Below are 23,604 nucleotides of genomic sequence, written 5' to 3' on the forward strand. Positions count from 1 at the left end.
GTCGCAAAATGGACTTAATTATTTTAAATCAAACAATATAGGAACAATATATAAACATAAATCAACCTATCGCCTACAAACGTGACTTGAAACTGTTTTCTCTAGTGAGCTATCTGGAAGCAAGATCAAAAAGATAGGATATAAATGCAAGGTAATTTAGAACACATAAATGAAGGGCGTGAATATCGTTTGTCTACTTTTGCAAATAGGTCACATTCTAACAGTTCTTGTCAAAACGCCACTGTTATGTAAACCACCAGACATCCCGCATCGTGGGAATCCACTTCCACCTTGTATATACCACTTGAAACAATGTTCAAAACGAAAAAAGCCCCGCATTAGCAGGGCTATATTCAATGTGCTTTAGTATCGATTAAGCTGAAAACTCTTGAAAGTACTCATCAAGTACAGTGCGAGTTGCACGGCCAATCAACTCATACTCGTGGTGAGTTAGGTTCGCTAGTGAAACACGTACTGAAGCGTGAACAGTGTCGAAGCCTTTACCAGGTAGTAGAATTACGCCGGTTTCGTGAGCAAGGCGGAATAGGAAGTCTTTGCCTTTCTCGTTTGCTTTGAACCATTCAACGAACTCTTCACCGTAAAGTTTGCCACCTAGAGTGTCTAGCTCTAGTAGTGTGTAGTAATCCACACGATCTTTGTTCTCTTCGATCTCTACACCCATGTTTTTGTATAGCGTAGTGTAACGTTCACGAATGATGCGTTTACATGCTGCTTTATAGCTACCTTCTGAGTCCATTAGACAAGTTAGAGCAAACATTGCCATCTGTACTTGTTGAGGTAGAGATAAACCTGCAGTGTGGTTAAGCGCTACGCTGCGGCTGTCTGCTACGATGCGGTCGATGAACTTGATTTCACGTGGCTCTGGAGTCAGTGTTTTGTAGCGGTCATCTAGTTGGCACTGTTTCTCTTCGCTGAATGAACGAAGTGTATCGTCAAACACGTTTTTGTGTTGAATACCGATAGTGCCTAGACGCCAGCCTGTTGCACCGAAGTATTTTGAGAACGAGTAAACACATAGTGTGTTGTATGGCAGTGTTGCAAATAGAGACACGAAGTCATCGGCAAAGGTACCGTATACATCATCAGTGATGATGAAGAGGTCGCTGCGCTGCTCATTAACGAAGTTTGCTAGGTTATCCATCGTCTCATCAGAGAACTTCACTGATGCAGGGTTTGCAGGGTTAACCACACACAGTAGTTTGATCTCTTTGTCAGCCAGTTTTTCGATTTCTGACATTGGTAGCTGCCATGTTGTCTCATCAAGACGTAGCTCTACGATTTCTAGTTCGTACTCTGACAACTCTGGGATCTCTAGGTAAGGCGTAAAGATTGGCGTGATTAGCGCAACTTTGTCACCTTTTTTCAATAGACCGTTGTTGAACATGGTTTGGAATGTGTACGTCATAGATGCCGTACCGCCTTCAGTAGCGAACAGGTCAAAGTCAGTCGTCATTGGCATTGGGCCGTACATCTCTTCTGCGATGTATTGCTTAACGACTTTCTCAATGTTTACTAGCATGCGTGGTGGTACTGGGTAGTTACACGCTAGGTAAGCCAATACAAGTTCGTTTAAGAATGCTTGTTTCTCGATGCCTAGACGATCTTTTGCGTAGCTGACTGCACGCTGGATGAAATCTACACCTTTGTCACCAGAGAACTCTTTTGCAAACGTATCGAAACGCTCAACGATGCCAACACCATCAGGGATACCACCGAAGTCACCACCAAGGTATGCGTAGTTACGCTCTGCTTCAGCAACGGCGAACTCTCCAAGACGGATAAACGCTTTACGTGGCAGTGTTGCTAGGAAGTTAGGGTTACCACGACCCGCGTCAAGTAGTGCACGGTCTGGAACAGTTTGAGCCACTTCAATCAGTTTGTCTTTTAGCTCGAATGGGCTTAGGTCTGCGAATTTTGAGAAATCGATAGTTGAAGTTTGAGTAGTCATAATAAATGCCTCTATTTTTCGAAATTTAGGTAAGACGATCCCCTCCCTATATGTGGTGGTTAGGGATCTGTCTGATATTTGTTTTTGAATTACATGCCAGCGTTAACAGTGATAATGCCGACGATAATTGGCCCCCAAAGGGTAAGCAGTACGTTCGCTACTGCGTAAGTCACTGTGAATGAGAATACTGGTGTTGCATTACCTGTTTTCTCCATCAGTGCGGCAAACGCTGGGTTTGCACTTCGACCACCAGTCACACAACCAAGTGCTTCGACTGGGTTCTTAATTCCCAAAATAAAGTATGAGAAGAAGAACGAAATAATCTGTGGAATAATCGTGACACCTGCACCCAAGAACAGAAGTGTCATACCGTGTTCTTTGATAGTGTCCACTGCCTGAGGGCCAGCCTCTAGACCTACGATGCCGACGAATGCTGCTAGACCGAAGTCTCTGATAAACCCTGCAGCAGACTCTGGGAACTGTGCCACATGTGGGTTACGGCTTCTCAACCAACCAACAATCAAGCCAGAGACTAGGCAGCCCGCACCAGAACCAATCGTTACTGGGATACCTGCAATTTTGAAGCTGATAAGACCAATCAATAGACCCAGTACCATACCCAAGCCAAGGACAATGAAGTCTGTCATGGTTGCCGAGTTCATTGGCTTACCGATCGTGCCTTGAACACGGTTGATGTCGCTTGGAGAACCCGTTAATTGGATAACATCGTTTTTCTTGATAACAAGGTCTGAAGTCACTGGAATCGATGCGCCTTCACGGATGTAATCAGTCACATAAACGCCACGGTAAGTGCCTTTGTTTGCCTCAGACTTAACTTGACCAAGCGTACGGCCAATCAGTTTTTTGTTATCTGCAATCAGCTGGCGGTTCTCTTCAATCACTTCGTAATCTTCAGGAAGTACAACCTCTGAACCGATAGACTCACCTTGGATTTGACCAATCGCACGGCGTGTTCCTGTGATGACAAGTACATCACCTTGTTGAAGTTTGGTGAATTTGTCCGCTTCGATTGCTTTGCCGTTGCGCTCAATCACTTCAATACACGCATTAACAGAATCTTGATTAATCTGTGTCAGCGTTAAGCCGTTAATCTTGCTCTCTGCATTTACTTCAAATGCACGAGTCTCTAACTTAGTCATTGCATTGAACTGACCTGCGCCAAGTTCAGCTTTGCCATCTGAGTTTGCTTCAGCCATTTTGATTGCTTCAGCACGGATGTCCCACTTCATAATGGTTGGGAATACCCAAGTCACCATTAGGATTGGACCTAAAGAACCAAAGATGTAAGTCACCGCGTAGCCAACCGCTACGTTCGTTTGCATTAGGTGTTTCGCTTCTTCAGTCAAGCCACCTAGACGACCGATTGCATCACCCGCAGTACCAATAATTGCTGATTGAGTTAGACCACCAGCGGCTAGACCTGCTGCGGTACCTCTATCAAGATCAAAGATCCAAGCAGCAGCGAGTACACACAATAAACCTGATACCGTCATAACGACTGCGGAAAGCAGAATATTGATGGTTTTAAAGTTCAGTGCTTTAAAGAACTGCGCGCCGCCTTGGTAACCTACTGCGTAGATAAATAGCGCAAAGAAAATACTTTTAACGCCTGGGTCAATATGTACACCAAATTGCCCAATAACTACGCCCATTAATAGAGTACCTGCAACACCACCAAGTACAAAACGACCGATAGTGATTTTACCTACAAGGTAACCCAGAGAAAGGGTAATAAACAAAGCAATAAATGGCGACAAGTTAAACAAATCTGAAATAATATTCATAACTCAATCACTCTATATTCATAAATTAACTTAACCAAAGGATTGGATAAGATTTAAAGTTAAACTTAATTTTCCGTCTCACTGCTTAGCGAGTGAGGCCATAATATTCAGGTCGGCGATAAACCCACAATTCAGTTTGATGGACAAGATCCACACCAGAACCAAATACTGCACCAAACAATGACTAAACATCTAATTTAATTAACTTTTATTCTATTTGAAAAATCTCAGTATTTTTTGAAATTAGTGAAATAACACCCCTAAAGAGGTACACGGGAGACGCTGCCTTTTAATAAAGCGTTCATGTGATGGATCTAGTCCATCCAATGCGATTACTTACTCTCTCTATATATAGTTAAAATATCGGCAACTAAAATGAAGAGGATGCAACTATGCCTCATGAGATTGCTTGGGGGGAAATTTACACTCCCCCTCTACTAATTGTTGTCGCGATTTCCTACGTTATTTGCTCATTATTATTTTCAGTAGCGATTCGTCTAGGCGCGCACAAATATATCGCTTCACCCGCAATAGCAGAGCTCAGCCTCTTTATTATCTGTTGTGGTGCTGTTAGCAAGTTTATTCCCGTATTCTAAGGAAACAACATGTTTAAACGTTCCATCATCACTTCTGTACTGGCGTTGATTGCGATAGTTGTCGTTTTTACACAGTATGAAACTTATACGCACAACCCATGGACACGAGATGGCCAAGTACGCGCCTATGTCATTGAGGTGACTCCACGTGTTACTGGACAAGTCACGCATATCGCTATATCAGATAACTCTCGTGTAGAGAAAGGCGATTTGTTGTTCGAGATCGACTCAAGAATGTACAAAGCCAATGTTTCAAAAACGGTCGCCGCAGAGAAGCAAGCCAGAGCTCTCGTTGCTAAAGCAAAAAATGAAGAACAGCGCTCAATTCGATTAGAGAAAAGAACGCCAGGTTCAGTACCAGTGTTGACGTTAAACAACCTGGCTAACGCCGTGGAGACTGCACAAGCCAACCTTGAGGCCGCCACTGCGCTCGTTGAGGAAGCCAAGCTGAACCTGCAATACACCAAGGTGTATGCACCCACCGATGGCTTTATCACTAACTTTAACCTGCGTGAAGGCTCGCATGTCATCGCTAACAGCCCTGTTGTCGCCTTGATCGATGAAGACAGTTTCTGGATCGAGGGTTTCTTCAAAGAAACTGACTTGCAAGGTGTTGATCCTGGTGATGAAGCTCTCGTCACCCTGCTAATGCACGATGAAGTTGTGATTGAAGGAGAGATCAAAAGCATTGGTTACGGCATTTCGAAATCAGATGGCAGCACAGGCAACGCATTACTTCCGAATGTCAATCCGAACTTCCAGTGGATTCGCCTCGCTCAGCGTATCCCAATCAAAATCAAGCTAGATAACGTGCCTGAAGGCGTTCAACTACGCGTTGGCACAACAGCATCGGTTAAAATCATCAAAGAGTAAGGTGGAACATGTTTAGTCGGTCTACACAAGAAGCGATCAAAGTCGGACTTGCAATCAGTATTTCAATAGCACTAGCGATCTTTTTCCAATGGGAGAAACCCTATTGGGCGGGTATCACCGTTATTGTACTGGCACTCAATGAGACATTTGGGCATTCCATGCTCAAGGGACGCAACCGTATATTGGGTACACTTTTGGGTATTAGTGTAGGCATCACTTTAGTCAGCTTTTTCTCGCAAGACCGATTTCTGTTTCTCAGCCTACTAACGCTGTATTTAGGCACTTGCATGGTGCTCTATAACCACGTTTTCTATGGCTACGCGTTTAAAATCAGTGTTCCCGTCTGCTTTATCATCGCGAGCATTGGTGGGTTTGACAGTGTCACTACCTTTGATTTAGTGGTGCTTCGCATTCAAGAAACACTCTTAGGCGTGACGGTATTTTCATTTATCTACCGATTTGTCTGGCCACACAACACTGAAGAGGTGTTCTTTTCGCTTTTCGACCAACTGAAAGCAAAACTCATCAATATTGATGAACAAGGGTCAAGCATAAGCGTGCATAAATTGCGTTCAGAGCTTGAGGCGGCAAAACTGCAAGCTGAAAAATTGCACGAGATATTGCTGGTTCCTCTCACTCACAGTCATACCCTGCAGAACCAATATGAGCTTTGGTATAAACGGGTGATGGTGCTAGTGGTATTCATTGACTATCGTTTGCAGTGTCTCAATGCCAGTCATGATTGTGATACCCCAACATTAAACTTGAACAAAATCATAAGCTCAGAAGAGCTTCGAGATCTCAACGCATCCAGTGAACGCTATTTCTCGATTGTCGAATCACGCTTTCACTCTATCGAGCAACATGTGAAAGAGAACTATCGTCAACAGACATTGAGTAAGAACAACTTTATCCGAGCGTTAAAAGGGATGAGTATGTTCGTCACAGGATTGATGATATGGATCTATTTACCCGTACCTATTGGGCCGATGTTTCCTATGGTGATGGGTATCTTTTCCTGCATGCTGCCGTCTTTGCCTGATGAAATGATGAAACACGCATTCTATGGAGTGATCGTCTTTGGCTTTGTGTTTAGTGCCCAATACGTACTATTAATGCCTACTTTTACTGAGCTTTGGCAGCTCTGTGGATTGTATTTCATTAATACGTTCTTCTTGTGGAAAATCTTTTCTTCTCCTAAATATGGTGTCTATCGCGTTTTGGGTGGCAACCTCATGATGATTATGACGATGGGAGCGCTGCACTTGACGCCGGTTTACAGTGTCGACACTTCTATTTCTATGCTGGTGTGTGTCATGTTGGCTCTGTTGGTGGCACGTTTCTTCACTGATTTGTACAAACCACTACTAAAATAATCGCGAACAAAACAATTTAATGCTCTGATTTTACGTGGATTTGTCTCATTTTAATCCCTTGTGTGGATATCGTCCTACATAAGGGATTAACACCATTCTCGCACCATCTTTAAGATACCCCCATCTCAACAGCTACTGACGAACGTCGTAGCGCAATTCTTCTTTTCGAATTACCGAAAAAAGAGGTAACCAACCAGCGAACAAGGTGTGTTCACTGATTCTTTACCAAGTAAGACGCCATAGCCTTGGCCTCTTATTGGATGAGTAGCGATATGACCGTTTCAACTAAAACTAAACATAATAAATCAAAAATTCTAGTTTCTCTTTTAGCCGCTTCAGTAGCTTTTGCGATTGCACCGAACGCCAATGCAAAAAAACAAACACCAGAAGAAATTGCCGTAATTAAACATGGTAAAGAAATATTTGAAAAGTACGGTGTTGATGAAGATCTACCAAAGTTTGGTATGAGTTCCCTCGCACAAGGCGAGCATTTGGTAGAACATGTTCATCGTCGCTTTGTCGTGGGTGATAAGGTAACCGAATCAACCGCATACCTTGTCAAAAATACAGACAACAAAGGCAATATTGACCTTAGAATCAAATACAACAAAGAAGAACTCGATGAAAATGAGGACATCATTTCTGATATCGAAAAATCGACACGTACTGAATATCGTTTAAGAAACTACGCACAGAGCTACGACCCATCTTCGGTAAAAGCCGTTGAACGCGGCGATGGTATTGTCGATATCAGTTTCAAGTACTCTAAATATGCACTTCCTCAGGACATCGCCTACTTCCGATTCCTTGAAGTCAACATTGAAGTCAAAGACGGTGTACCGCAACGTATGGTGATCTCCAACAGCAAACCATTCAAGTTTGATGGTTACCTAGCGGAAAAATATCACCAAGAGATCGACTTAGCACAACACGACAATGGCGCAATCTACATTGCGAGTAAGAAAGTGACGATTGATGGAAGGCGCGGCAAAAAGGTCGCTCGTTATGAGTCAGAAACCTACCCAGTCGCTTTCTTTGATGACAAAGAGGGCGTTAAGGTGATGGACAAGCAACGTCTAGAAGAAGTTTCTGACCCACGCATGCAAGTCGAAAACGTGAAACTAGACCGAGTTTTCCCACTAATGGGTGACATGGTTCGTCGTCAAGGTATCGACCTACCACTGCCATATGGTATCTCTGTGGCGTATCGTAATCAGGACATGAACATTCCGATGAGCGACTATGTTATCGGTGGAGTGCGACTCAACGATCTTTTTGACCCAAGTGACAGCATTGCAACCGTAAACGCGGAAAGTATCTCGCTGCGTGGTGACGTAAACATTCTTCCATTTTGGAATGTGTTTGGTTACGTGGGCAAAATTAATGTTGATGCAAACGTTGATGCAGCCTATACCGGTGAAGCGGGACAAGCGATTAAAGATAAGCTTAACGACAAGCTAAACGGTCTGGGTGATGCATTCTGTGACGGTCTATCTGTGCTATGTAATACCGGTCGTTTGAATGTACCACTGCACCTTGAGTACGATTTGCGAGGTGTGGGTACCACCCTTTCTGTCGGCTATCGTGAGTTCTTCGCTTCGGTAACAGGTACCTACTCACAAACTCGCCTAAAAGGCTTAACAGATTGGGGTGATGGCATTGTGACTGTGCAACCTATGCTGGGCTACCAGCTAGTCGATTACCGCGCTCAGATCTTCTTCGGTGCTGAATACCAAGGCCTTGACTCTCGCATGCAGGGCACAGTGAAAACAGGTGATATTGAGTTCGATTACGATGTAGGTGTTGAGCTAAACAACTGGGCATTTCTGACTGGTTTCAACAAGCAGATCGGTAAGAACTACAACCTATCGGTTCTTTATAACAAAGGCGAAACTCGTGATTCATTCACAGTCAACCTTGGCTACCGATTCTAACTGCTAACACCGAATGCCCTACAAATATTGTAGGGCGACATCCTTCAAACGAGATTACGCGATTTAAATTAATCGCCGTATTATGGCACCCGAAATCAAACAGCTCGTCAAATGCTCCACTGATGGAGACTTACCCCGATGGATCTGCAGGTTTGACGGTACAGATGCGAATCTCGTTACTTTACCGAACATTACTATTGTGGACACATTTATGACTATTGCACACCGCTCTCTAATTGCTATCACCCTTGCCGCTGCGCTAGCTGGCTGTGGTAAAGACAGTGAGCCAACCGTTCCTTTTCCTGAAGTTCCTGAGCCGTTAGTTCCTGCTCCGGCTGAAGAAATTACCGTTCAAATTGGTGATACTGCTGTTAAAGCGATGAAAGAGTCGCTTGTGATCACCTCAAACACTGAAGATGACAAAATTGGTTATGTTGAGGCGTTTAAGGGGATTAAGTTTGCTGAGGCTGAGCGTTTTGCGCATAGTAAGATTGTTGAACTGTCTGACCTTGAGAGCGAAGAGGGTTTGGCCGATGCAACAGAGTTTGGCTTTGTTTGCCCACAAACGAAAAAGACTGAGCTTGGTCAATCTGAGGATTGTTTAAACCTCAATATTTGGCGTCCTGTTGGTGTCGCTGATGATGCCGAACTACCAGTCTATGTGTTCATTCACGGTGGTGATTTTGAGTATGGCGCTGGTTCAAATGCGCTTGTTCAAGGCGATACCGTTGTTGCTCAAGGTGCAAGTGAAGGTAGTCCGTTTATCTACGTGAGTTTCAACTATCGTTTAGGCCTACTTGGTTCAATGTGGGTTGATGACGAAAAAGGCGGTAACTTTGGTATTGGTGACCAAAAGCGTGCCCTGCAGTGGGTCAATGAAAATATCGCGGTGTTTGGTGGCGATCCACAAAAGGTAACACTTATTGGACAGGGTTCTGGTGCGTCATCTGTGAGCATCCTTCAGATGAGTGATAGCAGCGATAATAGTCCTGTTGCGAATAACTACATCCAGCGTTCAATTATGCAAAGTACGCCCTATGGTCTTGACTATCAAACATATGAAACTGCGCAAGGAAACACTACGGAGATATGCAAAGCTTTTGGTACTACCGAGACCAAAACTTCTCTAAATGTTATAAAACAAGCGTTAAATGCACTGCTTGCACTTAATATTTTACCTGATGAAGTAAGTGAAAAACTAAAGCCTATTGTTGACGATATGCCTACTTTATCAAAAAACACGGTATGTGCTGACGACTATGTCTCTCAACTACAGAACATAGATTTAGATATCGTTCTAGATACACAAAAATACGAGATTGCTAATCCAGTGACCAAAACGATTAGTTGGCTATCAGAGAACATTATTGGTGTTATATCAAAAGAAAATGCCACGCCGATGGCAAATTTTATGCCTTTCTTACCTTATATCGATAGCTATGAGACGTGTGGACTATTTGGTTGTACTCAACACAAAGGACAGCATTTAAACTCTCAACCAGTACTCTCGGGCATTGCCGTGCCAACAATAATAGGCAACAACGCAAAAGACTCAAACACAATGAGCATGTTGCCAACATTAACCTTCTTGATCCCAACGATCTTAGAGTTGCTGCAGGAAGATATTGATAATGGCACGTTTGAGCCAATCGATGACGATAACTCAGCCATCAACTTAGTTATCTGGCTACAACAGGAAGATAACCAGCAACGTGTTGTCGATATGGTATCAAGCTTGTCTGCCAATGAGGTGAGTGCACAACTCGAGTTGGGTGATGTATTAGACCTTTTACCATCATCAGCTTATGAGGCTGTAACCAAACTGTTCTTTGGTCTTGGTAACTCGGAAATGAACAACGAGTTACTCCAACTCACGGAGTATGCTCCAAAATCTGAGAACGAGCTCGGCGGAGCGACTGACAACATGGCATCGTTCAAAATGCTAATGAACGATATGCTGTTCCAAGGCCCTGCTCGCAATCAAGCAATTAAGGCAGAAGGTAACTTCGATGCACCAGCAACACTGTATCACTTTGCCTTCAAACCAAGCTTTAACGTCTGGACACACAACACTGACGGTCAAGAGGGAGACCTAGATGTCGGCGACCTATTAAAGTCAGTTGCTTGCTTGTCTGGTGCATGTAGTGGTTCTGAGCTGCCGTTCATCTTTAACAAGCCATTTAAGCTAGATGGCACAGAAGTAAGTCCAACGAAGAAAGACCAAGCATTGATGAATGACATGTCTCGCTTGTGGTTCAGCAATGAGCTGTTTACAGACCATAACTACTCCGCACAGCTAGACAACGTACTTTCTATTGATGCAGACGGTGAAATTTCAGAAGAACTTGATTGGGACTCAACGCACAACAAGACAACGACACCAGGCTTTGGCTCTGGTCGATTGCAGGGTCTCAATGAGTCAGGTTTAATGCTGCAGTACATGACAGACTACGAAATCCCGCTGCAATAATCCAAACACAACAACAATCAAAGGTGGCCAGTTATCTGGCCACTTTCTTATCGACTTTACCTACGGAACTTCACTATGTATTTCTCACGTTTTCACGCGCTGATGGCGCTTGCATTCTCAATACTGGTGACAGGATGTGCCAGCCCTTACCCTCACGTAGAGGAAGATTTTCAAACGAATTGGCAGAGCCAAGAGTACAACGCTCAAGTGCATCTTTTACCTAGCGCCCCTGAAGCCCTTGCACGACGCATCGATTTGGTTCGAAATGCGACGAAGAGTATTGATCTGACTTACTTTTCTTGGGACAAAGACACCGTTGGCCTGCTATTAGTCAATGAGCTAAAGCTCGCGGCTGACAGAGGGGTAAAAGTTCGACTAGTGCTAGACGATTTATTGGTATTCAATGAAAAGTGGCTTGCCGAGGCCAATCAGCACGCCAACATCGAGATTAAGCTTTTTAACCCTTTCCACTCGCGTAAAAGTGGTTGGCTGGGTCGCTCAGGTGATTTCATGCGCCACCAGCAAGATCTTGATCATCGCTTGCACGAGAAGTACTTCAACGTCGATCATCACACCATGATCCTCGGTGGAAGAAACATTGGTGATGCCTATTTCGGATATAGCCAAAGCGCCAATTTTTTCGATATGGATACCCTATTTAAAGGCGAGATCCTCAAGCCATTTGCATCAAACTACGAAGTCCTATGGACGAGTGAACACGTCATGCCAATTGAAAGCCAAATCACGGTTAAGGCAAATGCAGAATATAAAGCGCTTAATAAGGCACTAAACAAGGTAAATCGTAAGCATTCGGGGGTCATTCTCGACATTGAAAATAACATCAAGCGTTTAAAAGAGATGAAGTATATTGATGTAGTCGCCACGCCTGTCTTTGACTCGCTAGAGAAACTCAAAGACCAGAAGCCATACTTTAGGGCGCGTGCCGAAGTGGCCGTTGAAGAAGAGTTAGCTAACGCTCAGCAAGTCACGATTTCAACCCCGTATATTGTTCCCTCACAGAGCAAATTTGACGTGATTGAACGCCTAACGAGCCAAGGCACACAAGTCTCTCTCTATACCAACTCGTCGGCATCTAACGATTCTCTGTTTATCCCAGCGTACTACAAAGAGCATCGTCAAACATTGTTAGATTTGGGGGTAGAGATTCATGAATACCGCGACCAGGCAGTGAACGAGGATCACTTTTTCCATGTGGATACTTACTATCACAACAAAACTCTGATCATCGATGATGAAGTGACTTACATTGGGTCCTCAAACTTTGACCCAAGATCAGACTTCCTCAACGTTGAGTTTGGTGTGTTCATTCGCAGTCCTACGTTCGCACAAGATGTCCATCACTACTTAGCAAAACAAAAAGAGAGCATCTACTGGCAAGTCACACGAGATGATAGCGGTAATACGGTCTGGCAGTCAGGTGAAGAGCACCATGTAAGAGACCCTAATTACAGCGGTTGGCACAAGATCCCAGATTGGATCTTCAAGAAAATGGATGGAGAGTTTGAGCTGTAAAGTTCAATGTGAAAAGAGTCACTGTTATTTGCGTAGAGAGTGCAAATCAGTGACTCTTTTATTCATTTAAAGGTACTTTTCAATCGGCAGCAGTTGTAAGAACCCTGATTTAAATCGCTCCCACTGGCCTGTATCGGGTTCTGTATCCCACGATTGGTCCTCAGAATACCAACGCACGGCACCGTCTTCTAAACCCAGTCGCCAACTGTTCTCTTCTTCCATTGCGTGCAACATCTCGCCTGCAAGTTCAGCAGCCAGTGCTTCATCGCGAATGACCAATAAAGATTCCGTGTTCAAATACGTAGAACGCAAGTTGAAGTTAAATGAACCTATAGCTGCGATTTGTCGGTCAAACACCGCCGATTTAGTATGAAGACCATAAGCGGCGGCTGGCGCACATTTAGCTAAATCTTGGGTAGATTCAAAACACAACTCGGCTTCGGGTTTAAGTTCAAATAAGTGCATGCCATGCTCAAGCATGTCAAGGCGACGCCCTGCATAAGCAGAGTGATTTGTTACTAGATCATTTGATGCCATGGAGTTGGTCAGTGCTTTCACATCAACACCGCTTGCTGTGATCTTCTTGAGCTCCTCAAGCTGTCGGTCGTCAATCACAAGATAAGCAGACTCAAGCAAAACCTCACTCTCTGCCGCTTGAACCAATTCATACAGCACTCTTGCCGTTAGTTTCGGCTCATCAGTGTTGCCAGCATCTTCCGGTACAGGTTGATCGTAAACAAAATCGGCATCCACAACACGCATTGAACTCACCAGTTCAGTGAGAAGAGTCAGTGCCTGTTCGTTATCTTGAGGCAGTGCCGGATAATTTAGGTATTGCGGCGCTTCAATCGGTTCAACATCAGAAAGAAACCCTTTGTCCTCACCGCCCAATAAATCAATCGGGTAAGACCAACCGCTATCCCAGTAAGTTAAGAAGCTGGTTTGTATCTCTGGAACCACTTCCCCAGTGATTAATGCGTCACGATCTCGAAAGTTAATATCGTCAGCTAAGTCAAAATACTCATCACCGATATTGCGGCCGCCGACGACAGAAAATACGCCATCAACGGTGAAGGTTTTATTGTGCATACGTCGATTCAAACGAGTGAAATCACCCAGAACACGCACAAACTTCGCCATACCTTTTCGAGTTGGGATGGGGTTATAGATTCGAATTTCTATATTTGGGTGGGCATCCAACGTGGTCAGCATGTCTTCTCGTTCGTTGAGATTGATATCATCTAACATTAAACGAACTTTAACGCCTCGGTCAGCGGCGGCAAGCAAGCGGCTGCCAAGGTATTGACCTGAATGGTCTGAGTTCCAGATATAGTATTGAATATCAATACTTTGTTGTGCTAGCTCTACGAGAGCCAAACGCTGCGCTAGTGCATCCCAGCCAGTATCTTGCAAAGCCACTGCACTTTTCCCCAGAGCAAGTTGGCTATCTATGTACTGTTGGCTAATCTGAGAAAGCGCGGTATCGGTCGTCGCAGCCACAGATTCTTGGGGATGGTCGATTTGCTCGGGAAGAGACGAGCAACCCACCGTAGTGAAAAGTAATAAAAGAGAGAAAAGAGTGCGTTGAAGCGCAGGCATCGAGTTGGGTTCCTTAGTCGTTCAGCTATCATCCTTTAGCTGTTCACTGTTTCTAGTTGTTGATTTTATTAACGAATAGAAACAGTATACCAAACGGATCGACATCCTGCGCGTTGAACAACGCTAAAACTGTGTCCCCAAAGAGAAGTGAACTCGAAACTCATCCCCCTCTTTTGCGTCCAAGCCATAGGCAAAGTCGAGCTTTATCGGCACAAACTTGGTGTCCCAAATCAGGCTTAGCCCTGTGCCTCGATGGAGCTCTGGTTGTTTATCAAATGCATCACCCACATCGAAAAAGGCACCGAGCCAATAGTCATTGAAGACATTGTATTGATACTCTAAGCCCATGTTTGCCATGTAGAGCGCGCCTGTCAGTTCGCCATTCTTATCTGATGGGGAAATAGACTCGTAATCATACCCTCTCAAGCTTCCGTCTCCACCTACAAAAAAACGCAACGAAGAGGGGATATCGGAAAGATCATCGGTAAAGTTAGCACCAACATTCACTCGTAAATGAAATTTCTGCTTTGGGGTAATCGTCCAAGAGAGAACGGACTCTCCCATCAAGCGTAGCACTCGGCTGTCAGACATCAAATTAGGGTCTGAATACTCCAAAGACAGCATATGACGGTGCAAGATCTCTTGGCTATCCGGTTTCTGCTCTAGATAACTAAATGAGATGCCTGGTAGTAGTAACTGCATGGTTGCGGCATCTGATGCCTGTGTGTAGTCCTCATACAAGTACTTCACATACGCTGTGGTTTGCCAATCCTGGTCAAGCTTCCAGTGTTTCTCAAAGGTCAGGTCGGAAGTAAAGCGTTTGGTATCAAGATAATCGACATGGTTGACGCCAAATTGAATACCATAGTAATCCGTCAACACATCATGGTTGGGAATCTTATAGCCCAAGTTTACGAGCTGCTCTGGCTGAGACAAACTCACTTCACTATCAAAACTATGCCCTTTATCGTTGTACCAAGGTTGCGCCCATCTTAATGACCCCTTTACACCAACATCACTGGAGTACCCGCCACCAACCTGAACCACATTCTTCGAGCGAGGCGCAACGTCCACCTCTATTGGCAGCTCTAAGTCTTGATTAGCATGATCAATATCTGCTTTCACAGCTAAATGATTAAACCACCCTGCCTCTGAAAGTTGAACTTGGTACTCATTGAGTAGTTGTGCATTGAAGTAGTTACCCACTTCAAAAGACCTCAAGTTATCAACCCTATCACGACGAATTTGAGAGCCCTTAATAACCGTCTCACCAAAACGATAGCGAGGGCCGGTGTTAAAATGCAAAATAGCATGGGCACTAAGCTGACTTGGAATCACCTCGAGCCTTGCTTTCTCAAACTGAGCGTCAAAATACCCCTTACTTAAAGACAAAGAGCGCAGGCGATTTTTCAGATGGTCATATCGCTCATGGTTTAATACATCATTTAACCTCAACTGAGCTTCCGACAAAGCTAAGACAAAGTCGGGATCCTCTTTGCCTTCACCATTAATCGAGATATCGACCACTTTGAGGCGAACGGGCTCCCCCTTTTCAATCACTAGCGCGCTTGAACCATCACTTAACGTTTGTAAAGAAAAGCTCGGCTGATAATAGCCATAGGGGTTTAACGCCTGCTTAATCAGTTTGTCGAGATGGTGACGCGACAAATTTTGGAGTGATTCCTCATCAATACCATTGAGATAGTCCTCAACGTTTTTCTGTAGGTTGCTGGGAACCCCTTCAATTGAAAATGCTTTAGAAAAACTAGGGGTGGAGCACAGCAGTGCGCTTGTAACAATCACACTTAACCAACGATGTAAATTAACCACGCAAACCACCTACATTATTGAGAGTGACCTACTTTAAGTGATGGCTTAAAAAGCAGTTAATCGAGTATGTAGGATGCTATCCACATAGGCATGAAAAAGCAAAAAAGCCCCGCATCAAGAGTATACAGTAAAAACCATGTCTATTCGCGTGTGAGTGAGTGACAACTCTTTACTGGCAATGCTTCTTATGGCTATATAAAGCGTACATACTATGTATATTGGTGTGTACGCTTTTTTATCCCTGAAGGCTTAGCAAGGCGATGGCCTCACTGCGTGAAACCATCACCCTGCCAAAAGGGTATTTAAGGGAAATGATGGTAAAGTAAAATAATAAAGCCACTCCTGACGCTCGCGCAGCTCTCTACTCGCTAGGCATTTATGATTTTTCTTGACCATCCGCTGAAACACGTTTTTGGACAAAAACGATTTAGATGCATTGCTCTAAATTGTTCCAACCAGATTAGAAAAAGTATCCTGAAACCTTAAAAGTTCGTACAATAGTTGTGATACACAATTCGATGTTAAGAGATGACACCATTTGGGACGAAAACATAGCTAAAAGTTAGTTATTGACGCCATAGTCGTTTGTTAAATGTATACGCGCCTTAAGGGATCGCATCATAGCTGTATCTACCTGACTCAACAGTTATCCCTTTAAACTCTTTCCAAGCTATAAGTTGTCTTTCGTAATATTCAGTACCAACCTCTAGTTGTGTTCCCATTGATATCAGTTCTTGGTCTGTAATTTTGACAACCCTAGATGATGAACAAATTTCAGCCTGTTGGTACAGAAAATCAAAAACATGTGTTTTTGTTGAGCTACCGCCTAAATCTCGGAATCGTTTCTCAAGCTTTGCATTAATGATTTCTTTAATCGCCAACTTTTCGTGTTCTTTCATGCGAGCACCAAAAATGATTCCCACGACTTGATTAAAGTCATAGTTGAATAGCCGCTGAAAGTTAGTAAGCGAGGATTCACCAGAAATAAACTTACTAGGTTGAGGGAGAAGCAAGCGAGCTTCTTGCTCATATGCCCAGCACTCATTTTTTGTTAATAATTGGTTTTGAATTTTCGCATGGAAGCCTAAACGATCTTCCTCTGTTTTAAACTTATATCCTGTGTTGTCAGCAGGTAATAAACAAAAAGCATCTATGGCTTCAAGTTGATTTTCGTACTCAATTGCCTTTACCTTGAATTTGTTACCAATTAAAATCTTATGTCCCTTACTTACTGATAAGCTATCTTTCGTTCGACTAGAGCACTGATATAAATAGCCATCAATTGGTCGATAGATCAAACAGTAACCAGAATGACTTGCCGCATAGTGAGACCACATGAGCATTTCATTGTTACAGGTAGATAGTGAAACCGAGTATCCAGCACTAGGTGCGTAAAGCGATAGCATAGCCTTAAATTGCTTTTGTAAATCTCCTAGTTGCTGCAAATCAACTAGGTTGATTTCGCAACTTTTAAATATGTTTTCAAACACCTTTACTGAGTGGTGTTCATATTCTTCAAGCAGTTGCTCCACAGAGATCGGACATATGCTGTTGAAGTAACTTGCAGCTATTTCTGCCCACGCTTCGTTTTTCCATATCGATTGAATTGCACGAACCCAAGTGCATTTACTATTCGCAGGAAACTCAAATTTTGACTGCATATCGATTGGATCATTTAACTCTTCTCGGGATGCAAAATACCATTCGTCATAAATGAGCCCCTTTTGTGAGAGAAGCCCTGGAGAGCGATATCTATAGACGTACATTATTATTCTCCATTTAGCGTATAACGCCTTGCTAGGTTGCAGCTAACTGCCACTACACTCAAGCAAAGCCATCATAATCAGTAAACTCAACCAAACCAAAAGTGCCGAACGTTAGTTGTCGACTTGAGCAATTTGTTAAATTACAGTTCATCGGTATGCGATTGGTATTTCTTTTTTATTTGATTGAATACAAGAGAAAAAACCACCAACTCGTTGTGAATGTCATTACCAAGTTTCTTTCTATCGACATCACTTTGACTATTAACAAAGGTTTGAATTAACGAATTAACTCTTGAGTAAAGATCATGAGCCTTACTATCAGGAAAATAATCAGCAAAAGCATAAACCTCATTGATATACTCTTGAACATGATCTGCATCGAAATGGGGGGAGAAACCTGCCGAGTCTTCTCCTCGGCTTACAGAGTACTTTCTCATTTTGCTAATCGCGACTTTGGAAAGAGGTTCTAGCTTGGATATATTTTCAATATCTCGATGGTGCGTCAGTTGATTTTTTATTCTCTCAGCTACACTTGCAGCAAGTTTAGACTCTTTAGCTTGCATCCAAGCAAACCAAGCACCCCATAATGAAGCAACCGAACCTAGTACTGAAATCAGATCCATCACGCCTCCAAAATCTGTTCTATTTGATTTGGCGTTAACGTCAATGAATATTGCTCTCTTAGGCTTTTCCATACAGATAGCATACGCCTATATGTTGGAAGCATAGGACAGTGGCTATTGAAGTCAGGATATTCTCGATCACTTACTAACTCTTGGTATCTATCCAAGTTAACGATGAAGTAGTGGCAATAAGACAATTGGTCAGGCTCTTCGTTTCCATCAAAGCCAGGAAATCTGTATTTAGGATCAATTGATTTATCCTTTTTGAAATCAGCATTAGACCATGTAATAGCTCTGTACATTTCAAGGATATCTAGGACTTCTTTGGTTTGTTCTTCTGGCATCTCATCCCATAGATGTTCAAAGATTGTGCGATAATGAGCTTGATATCCTTGTTGTAGAGCGATTCTATTTTTTTCATAGTAATCAGCTTCTTCTGGGTATAACTTTTCTAAAATCAAAAACTGGTTTACCAGTGTTAACCTTTCAATCTCAGACATTTTAATATCTTTCGCAGACATATAATTCTCCTGTAATTTAGCCGCATTAAGGTGAGCAACGCTGCCACCTAACCTAAGACATTGCACCGTAAACACAAAACCCAACCTTGGACTGAAAAATGCCAAGCGTTGAGAGTCACACTAAAATGCTTTGTATATAGCCTACTTTTGCACACGCTCTAATTCTTTGAGCATTTGTAGCCCCATGTATAATGCTTCCTCTGCATGACCATTTGAAACCTGTTGTCCATGAATAGCAGCATTGCAGATTTTCAATACATAGTCGTACGAGCTATGCATCCCTTGATAGTGAGGGTACTGATTTGTCAGTTCTTTAAATAGCTGCCTAGCAGACATGAACTTTGACTTCATGGCTGTAGGATCTGCTGTAGACGTCCGTTTCCCAAGTATAGTGCGCATAGACTTTTCTAAGTCCATTCGCAAACGAGCTAGTGCAAAGTTCAAGTCGTTACCTGAAACACCAATGTAATCACTCAACTCATCATCTAGGTTTGACTCTGTATCGTCAGATTGAATTGTTGATTTCAGTTCTTCTTTTGCCTCTTGTACCTGCTCTCTTCCTGGTAGGTGAACATTTACAGTTTGATTCATAGTATTTGAGATTGCAGTTATCGTATTGCTGTATACGTTCAATATTTCTCTGGTCTCTCCTTTAAACTCTGTAACATCCGTTTTTACTTTTTCAATTTCTTTCTCAAAAGTTAGGAGTTTTCCGAGACTGATCTTTTTTGCTAATGGCAGGAGAACAAAAAACAGCGATAGAACTAATAGAAACGCAGATGTGCTCCCTATTTCATTTTTAGGAGGAAATCCAATTCCGTACAACCCAAGCATTAGCAGTCCGCAACCTATTAAACGACATAGGAAGGGAAACACATCAAATAATAAAATTTTCTTTAAAATATCCACGATAATTCCATGTAGTTATAACGCTTTAAAGACGGATTTTTTCCGCATTTGCACTCCGTCTATGTTGCGGCCATTTGTTATGAAACTCAACTACTATCAAGCTTGTATTTGAATTGAAAGCGCATTTCAGGAGAAACTATGGAAATTTTCCGTAGTTTCTCCCTCAGTACTTGGATTAGATTAATTTGGTCTGAGCCGAAAACTTTCAATGATAGAGTTTGGTGATTCTGAGAAGGAAAGGGGCATCAGTGTTTTCACTGCCCAAACTGACCCGGTTGACATGCGAAACATGTTTGGCATCTAAGTCAACTATTTCGATGAGATTGATTGAATCATGGTTAGGTTATTTTGTTGATAGATGGCTGTTCGCCTTGGGTGGCGTGTAAACGGGAATCGGACTAATTAACGGAATAGAAGTCACCCTGTTTAACACCAAAATTTCAATCATCAATCACTGAGTATAAACTTCAAGCCGTTGATATTATCTCATATTTAATCTTCCCTAGAGCAATACTATGAAGATATAGTTGTATGACAAGTAGTAACTACGTAAGTCACTGTAATTGAGAACAAAGTAGTACCAGTACTAACAAGGTTAGGGGCAACAAACGGGCTAAAGACGAGCGCGCTGCAAGTATGCCTCTGGGCAAAGCTTTTCTATCAAAGCTTCTAGAGATGTCCAGTTCGCGGACTTTGATTAGGACTGTTGGCCTAGCCAGAATTCTGGAGGAGTCACGCCGACGTTGTACACGTGGACGAGATAATCGAATTTATGCAGGGACAAGGAACTTTTACTGGAACTGCTGTGATTGAACGTAAGAAAAAAGACAAGGAAGTAGAATCATGTTTTTATATTCAGGTGAAGAAAGACCTAGACATGTTGTAGACCTGCACGTTTACGTCTTTGATGAGAAGGCTCCGAGAGGATCTGAACCACTAGCCACAGTTAAAGAGTGGCATCAAAATCACGGTAAATTTCACCTTGTGCCAATATCAGGCCGAGGAGAAACAGAAGAAAGCGCGCTCAGCGATGCAGTTAAAGCGTGCAGCCGTCATTTGCTAGAGGTAAATGAAAAGGCATGTGCGAAGGTGTCGGAGGGTCTTGCAAGGGATGTCGATGAGCGGTTAAGAAAGCCGAACTTTTGCGAGTTCGCATATATCAACCACACTTATCATGCTGATATAAAGCTTTCAAGTAATCAAATCCAAAAACGTCTCTCAGCCCCGCCTAAATTGCGCCCGTTAAGTGGGCGGAGGGGTAGCGAGCAATACATCGCGTACTCGGATAAAATAGTGCAATTCCACCCTCACATATCGACGAAAAAATTGATGGCTCAAGACATCGTGAAAAAGCACTTCGAGTTTCTTATGGCTACTGTAACTAATTTGACTGGAGCTGAGGCCGACAAAAAAAGCATCTCCAATCTAGCAACGGAAATGGCGTACCCAGCACTAAAGGAAATTCACGAATTTGGCATAAGTGATCAGGATGTTCGATACAGAGTTGAACTTGCGCTCTCCCATGTAGTAGCTCAACCGGGCTAAGTCACTTAGTGAAGTGTCCCGTTTTGCCGGTTCAAATCAAATAATCACATTAGTCTATTTATGGTTACCAAGACAAGAATAGCCAAAATCAAAACCAGATGTGTGATTGAAGTAGATGATAGTAACTGAATAGTTTCAATAAGCATTTGTAACCTCTATAAGTGTTAGTTCAATGCTAAAGACTTTTAAAGTTACTCGTAAGGAAAGTTATACAAGATTTCATCTATCAACTTTCCTTAATTACGTGTCAAAAAGTTTCCAACGTTTTTCCTTGCCAGCTCAGCGTCCCAACCAGTGACAATTGCAACCATATTTATAAATTGGTTATTACTTGAAAATTTAATCATATTATCAGCGGCACTTGGATATGCCCAGTTCCACGCTTGATAGATTTTAGCTACCACATTTTGGGATTTGGCTTTTACAAAGGTTGCGTGATAGTCAGACTCCAGTTCTGCTTTTGAGACAAGTTCTTGCAAGAAATCGTGCACTCGTATGCACTCAAAGTGCTTGACCCCATTAGGTTCAACTTTGCTCGGAGGTAGTCTGAAGTAATGTGAACCGATGTCCAAAGTACGATCAGTTTTAGCGTCGTATCGAGTGACTAAATTACAGAGCTTTTTCGCTGATTTGGCAATTTCGTCAAGAATTTCGCGCATTTCTTTTGGGTGATTAGAAGTTTCTTGAGTCAAGTCAATTGAACCGCTATCGTCTATAGGAAGCCCACCAAGACCGTTCAATTGATACTCGATATTTTTAACCAAAAAACTCAAGTCATCCTCACTGAGTTGTAGTAGTTCTCTAAGCGAATTTACTTGATATTGACTTAACCTGTTGTCAACCATGTTCCTCCAAATATATTTAACTCTGTTAAGGTGTGTCATACGACCTTAATCACTAAACCCTACGCATAGTGTAGTGGCATATTGAGTTTGCCCCTGATTAGAGATGGTAAGCCCCAACTTACTCACATTACACAGATAAGAAAAAATAGGTCAAATCACCTCTCTATGATTTGTGAGGTTGAGCGCTGCTGGCAAGGAAAGGGGCAGCTCTTATTTACGCTGATCTACCCCGCTAGTAAGGGGCTGGACAAGAGCTTCTTAGAGTAACCAACTTAAATTAGGAAAATGCCGACGACTTTTAGTATCACAAAGTCGCTTCGTGAAGTGCCCAGTCTCGTTACTGCTGATAATTCTTTGTTCTCATAGAGTTTAGCCGCACTAATCTTAGCCATGACTCACATTCCCTAATTAATAGAAGTATTTAGCTAGAAGCTCATCACTATCGTCGAACTCGATAAAAATGCTATGGTCGAATACACCTTCAACAGGCGAGTAAAACACATACGCAGACCCGAAGTCTTTACCATCTTTTTCAATAGAGAAGCTACCATATTTGAACTCTATTTCACCCGCAGTCATTCCATGATCTGCAAGAAATAAGCGGACTTCGTTGATTAGCTGCTTTACATTACTCTCAGTCTTTTCAATTGCAATATCATGAAGAACAGCCCCCTTTTCCTTCTGGTTTGTTGACCAGTATGTCCACAACTCGTTATACGATTCATTTTGTTGAACGCATGCAGCTGTTTCCCAAACTTCTTTCTGAGCAAAATGATTATCTAATGCCATCTCATCAGCCAGTAAGCTATTCTTATCGCGTATACCTTTATTCACTGACTTCCATTCATCTAATGCCACTACAGCTTGCTCAAACGTAAAGTCAGAGTTTTCACGAACCTTTAGGATTTCAACACCTTTAGAGTGCTGGTCATTCCAAAACTCTCTATTCTCACTTGCCTTTGCGTATCTTGCTGCACTTTCACTTGATAGCCTCATAGATGACTTTAATTTATCATTATTCTTGACGTGCTTAGAGCCAAGGCTTGGATATCTAAAGTACCCATCGAGTTCTTTTGGTAACTTCACAGTTTCGGCCATAGCCTCCTCTATTTCATTCTCCCAGAAGTCCATTGATTGCTTATCAATTACCTCAATGTTGAATTTTGCTTTCGCGATATCTAACACTTCACCTCCATCAGTTGAGAAAGGATATTGGTTTCCACACAACTCAATCTGACCATTCATCTTCAACGACATTTTAGGGTGTACTTTCCCTAGCTGATGATTGACGTAAGTGTACGCCCCAATAGAGCCTGTGACCAAGACTGCCGTAATAGCCATCGCTAGTTTCTTCATTGTTATGTTCCTGAAGTAATTGATGTCAACTGACCTGAAGCTCTTATTATTAAA

17 protein-coding genes are annotated in these 23,604 nt (G+C 42.7%); 7 read left to right on the plus strand and 10 right to left on the minus strand.

The features are described from left to right. Positions 1 to 373: 373 nt before the first annotated feature. Together GT360_RS19435 and aspT are read right to left on the minus strand one after the other, a co-directional pair. On the minus strand, positions 374 to 1,969 hold the full coding sequence (locus GT360_RS19435; RefSeq protein ID WP_164650598.1) for a bifunctional aspartate transaminase/aspartate 4-decarboxylase: 1,596 nt from the start codon (positions 1,967 to 1,969) through the stop codon (positions 374 to 376). An 89-nt stretch (positions 1,970 to 2,058) separates the two neighbouring features. Beyond that, positions 2,059 to 3,774, minus strand: coding sequence for an aspartate-alanine antiporter (aspT, locus tag GT360_RS19440; RefSeq protein WP_164650599.1), 1,716 nt, complete (start codon positions 3,772 to 3,774; stop codon positions 2,059 to 2,061). Between the two features lie 392 nt (positions 3,775 to 4,166). Between aspT and GT360_RS19445 the strand changes: the two genes are divergently transcribed. From GT360_RS19445 to GT360_RS19470, 6 genes are all read left to right on the plus strand, one after another. Next, a complete protein-coding gene (locus GT360_RS19445; protein ID WP_164650600.1) occupies positions 4,167 to 4,370 on the plus strand; it encodes a DUF1656 domain-containing protein in 204 nt (67 codons plus the stop codon). A 9-nt stretch (positions 4,371 to 4,379) separates the two neighbouring features. Further along, a complete protein-coding gene (locus GT360_RS19450) occupies positions 4,380 to 5,243 on the plus strand; it encodes an efflux RND transporter periplasmic adaptor subunit (protein ID WP_164650601.1) in 864 nt (287 codons plus the stop codon). A gap of 8 nt (positions 5,244 to 5,251) precedes the next feature. Next, entirely contained in the window at positions 5,252 to 6,619 is a 1,368-nt protein-coding gene (locus GT360_RS19455) for an FUSC family protein (RefSeq protein WP_164650602.1), read from the plus strand. 272 nt (positions 6,620 to 6,891) lie between these two features. After that, complete coding sequence (locus GT360_RS19460; protein WP_164650603.1) at positions 6,892 to 8,553, plus strand: hypothetical protein; 1,662 nt, start codon at positions 6,892 to 6,894, stop codon at positions 8,551 to 8,553. A 211-nt stretch (positions 8,554 to 8,764) separates the two neighbouring features. Further along, entirely contained in the window at positions 8,765 to 11,023 is a 2,259-nt protein-coding gene (locus tag GT360_RS19465) for a carboxylesterase family protein (protein WP_164650604.1), read from the plus strand. A 75-nt stretch (positions 11,024 to 11,098) separates the two neighbouring features. Then, a complete protein-coding gene (locus GT360_RS19470; protein ID WP_164650605.1) occupies positions 11,099 to 12,556 on the plus strand; it encodes a phospholipase D family protein in 1,458 nt (485 codons plus the stop codon). Between the two features lie 66 nt (positions 12,557 to 12,622). Here the strand turns inward: GT360_RS19470 and GT360_RS19475 are convergent, their stop codons facing one another. The 6 genes from GT360_RS19475 to GT360_RS19500 all read right to left on the minus strand — a co-directional run bounded on the left by GT360_RS19475 (position 12,623) and on the right by GT360_RS19500 (position 19,804). Continuing rightward, positions 12,623 to 14,155, minus strand: coding sequence for a phospholipase D family protein (locus GT360_RS19475; protein ID WP_164650606.1), 1,533 nt, complete (start codon positions 14,153 to 14,155; stop codon positions 12,623 to 12,625). A 123-nt stretch (positions 14,156 to 14,278) separates the two neighbouring features. Beyond that, positions 14,279 to 15,985, minus strand: a complete 1,707-nt coding sequence (locus tag GT360_RS19480) for an autotransporter assembly complex protein TamA (protein WP_239502651.1) — start codon at positions 15,983 to 15,985, stop codon at positions 14,279 to 14,281. Positions 15,986 to 16,590: 605 nt separating this feature from the next. Further along, the gene (locus GT360_RS19485; protein WP_164650607.1) at positions 16,591 to 17,751 is read right to left on the minus strand and encodes a DUF2971 domain-containing protein; all 1,161 of its coding nucleotides are present in this window, start codon (positions 17,749 to 17,751) and stop codon (positions 16,591 to 16,593) included. 140 nt (positions 17,752 to 17,891) lie between these two features. Next, the gene (locus GT360_RS19490; protein WP_164650608.1) at positions 17,892 to 18,374 is read right to left on the minus strand and encodes a hypothetical protein; all 483 of its coding nucleotides are present in this window, start codon (positions 18,372 to 18,374) and stop codon (positions 17,892 to 17,894) included. Beyond that, complete coding sequence (locus GT360_RS19495) at positions 18,374 to 18,895, minus strand: YfbU family protein (protein WP_164650609.1); 522 nt, start codon at positions 18,893 to 18,895, stop codon at positions 18,374 to 18,376. Before GT360_RS19495 ends, GT360_RS19490 begins: the two co-directional genes overlap by 1 nt. Positions 18,896 to 19,036: 141 nt before the next feature. Then, the gene (locus GT360_RS19500; protein ID WP_164650610.1) at positions 19,037 to 19,804 is read right to left on the minus strand and encodes a hypothetical protein; all 768 of its coding nucleotides are present in this window, start codon (positions 19,802 to 19,804) and stop codon (positions 19,037 to 19,039) included. Between the two features lie 843 nt (positions 19,805 to 20,647). Here GT360_RS19500 and GT360_RS19505 point away from each other — a divergent pair. Next, positions 20,648 to 21,349 (plus strand): hypothetical protein, encoded by a 702-nt coding sequence (locus GT360_RS19505; RefSeq protein ID WP_164650611.1) that lies wholly within the window; start codon positions 20,648 to 20,650, stop codon positions 21,347 to 21,349. Positions 21,350 to 21,585: 236 nt separating this feature from the next. On the opposite strand, the gene GT360_RS19510 is transcribed toward GT360_RS19505, so the two are convergent. Together GT360_RS19510 and GT360_RS19515 are read right to left on the minus strand one after the other, a co-directional pair. After that, positions 21,586 to 22,194, minus strand: coding sequence for a hypothetical protein (locus tag GT360_RS19510; protein WP_164650612.1), 609 nt, complete (start codon positions 22,192 to 22,194; stop codon positions 21,586 to 21,588). 408 nt (positions 22,195 to 22,602) lie between these two features. Continuing rightward, positions 22,603 to 23,550 carry a hypothetical protein gene (locus GT360_RS19515; protein ID WP_164650613.1) on the minus strand — a complete coding sequence of 316 codons (948 nt, stop codon included), beginning with the start codon at positions 23,548 to 23,550 and terminating at the stop codon, positions 22,603 to 22,605. Between the last annotated feature and the right edge of the window lie 54 nt (positions 23,551 to 23,604).

This window comes from Vibrio astriarenae (assembly GCF_010587385.1).
Lineage (GTDB): Bacteria > Pseudomonadota > Gammaproteobacteria > Enterobacterales > Vibrionaceae > Vibrio > Vibrio astriarenae.

Excerpts from the sequence above, each read along its gene's own strand:
- GT360_RS19470 (WP_164650605.1), top strand. The coding sequence starts at position 11,099 with ATGTATTTCTCACGTTTTCACGCGCTGATGGCGCTTGCATTCTCAATA.
- GT360_RS19495 (WP_164650609.1), bottom strand. The coding sequence starts at position 18,895 with ATGTCTGCGAAAGATATTAAAATGTCTGAGATTGAAAGGTTAACACTG.
- GT360_RS19505 (WP_164650611.1), top strand. The coding sequence starts at position 20,648 with ATGTTTTTATATTCAGGTGAAGAAAGACCTAGACATGTTGTAGACCTG.
- GT360_RS19465 (WP_164650604.1), top strand. The coding sequence starts at position 8,765 with ATGACTATTGCACACCGCTCTCTAATTGCTATCACCCTTGCCGCTGCG.
- aspT (WP_164650599.1), bottom strand. The coding sequence starts at position 3,774 with ATGAATATTATTTCAGATTTGTTTAACTTGTCGCCATTTATTGCTTTG.
- GT360_RS19510 (WP_164650612.1), bottom strand. The coding sequence starts at position 22,194 with ATGGTTGACAACAGGTTAAGTCAATATCAAGTAAATTCGCTTAGAGAA.
- GT360_RS19475 (WP_164650606.1), bottom strand. The coding sequence starts at position 14,155 with ATGCCTGCGCTTCAACGCACTCTTTTCTCTCTTTTATTACTTTTCACT.
- GT360_RS19455 (WP_164650602.1), top strand. The coding sequence starts at position 5,252 with ATGTTTAGTCGGTCTACACAAGAAGCGATCAAAGTCGGACTTGCAATC.
- GT360_RS19490 (WP_164650608.1), bottom strand. The coding sequence starts at position 18,374 with ATGGATCTGATTTCAGTACTAGGTTCGGTTGCTTCATTATGGGGTGCT.
- GT360_RS19435 (WP_164650598.1), bottom strand. The coding sequence starts at position 1,969 with ATGACTACTCAAACTTCAACTATCGATTTCTCAAAATTCGCAGACCTA.
- GT360_RS19445 (WP_164650600.1), top strand. The coding sequence starts at position 4,167 with ATGCCTCATGAGATTGCTTGGGGGGAAATTTACACTCCCCCTCTACTA.
- GT360_RS19450 (WP_164650601.1), top strand. The coding sequence starts at position 4,380 with ATGTTTAAACGTTCCATCATCACTTCTGTACTGGCGTTGATTGCGATA.
- GT360_RS19485 (WP_164650607.1), bottom strand. The coding sequence starts at position 17,751 with ATGTACGTCTATAGATATCGCTCTCCAGGGCTTCTCTCACAAAAGGGG.
- GT360_RS19515 (WP_164650613.1), bottom strand. The coding sequence starts at position 23,550 with ATGAAGAAACTAGCGATGGCTATTACGGCAGTCTTGGTCACAGGCTCT.
- GT360_RS19460 (WP_164650603.1), top strand. The coding sequence starts at position 6,892 with ATGACCGTTTCAACTAAAACTAAACATAATAAATCAAAAATTCTAGTT.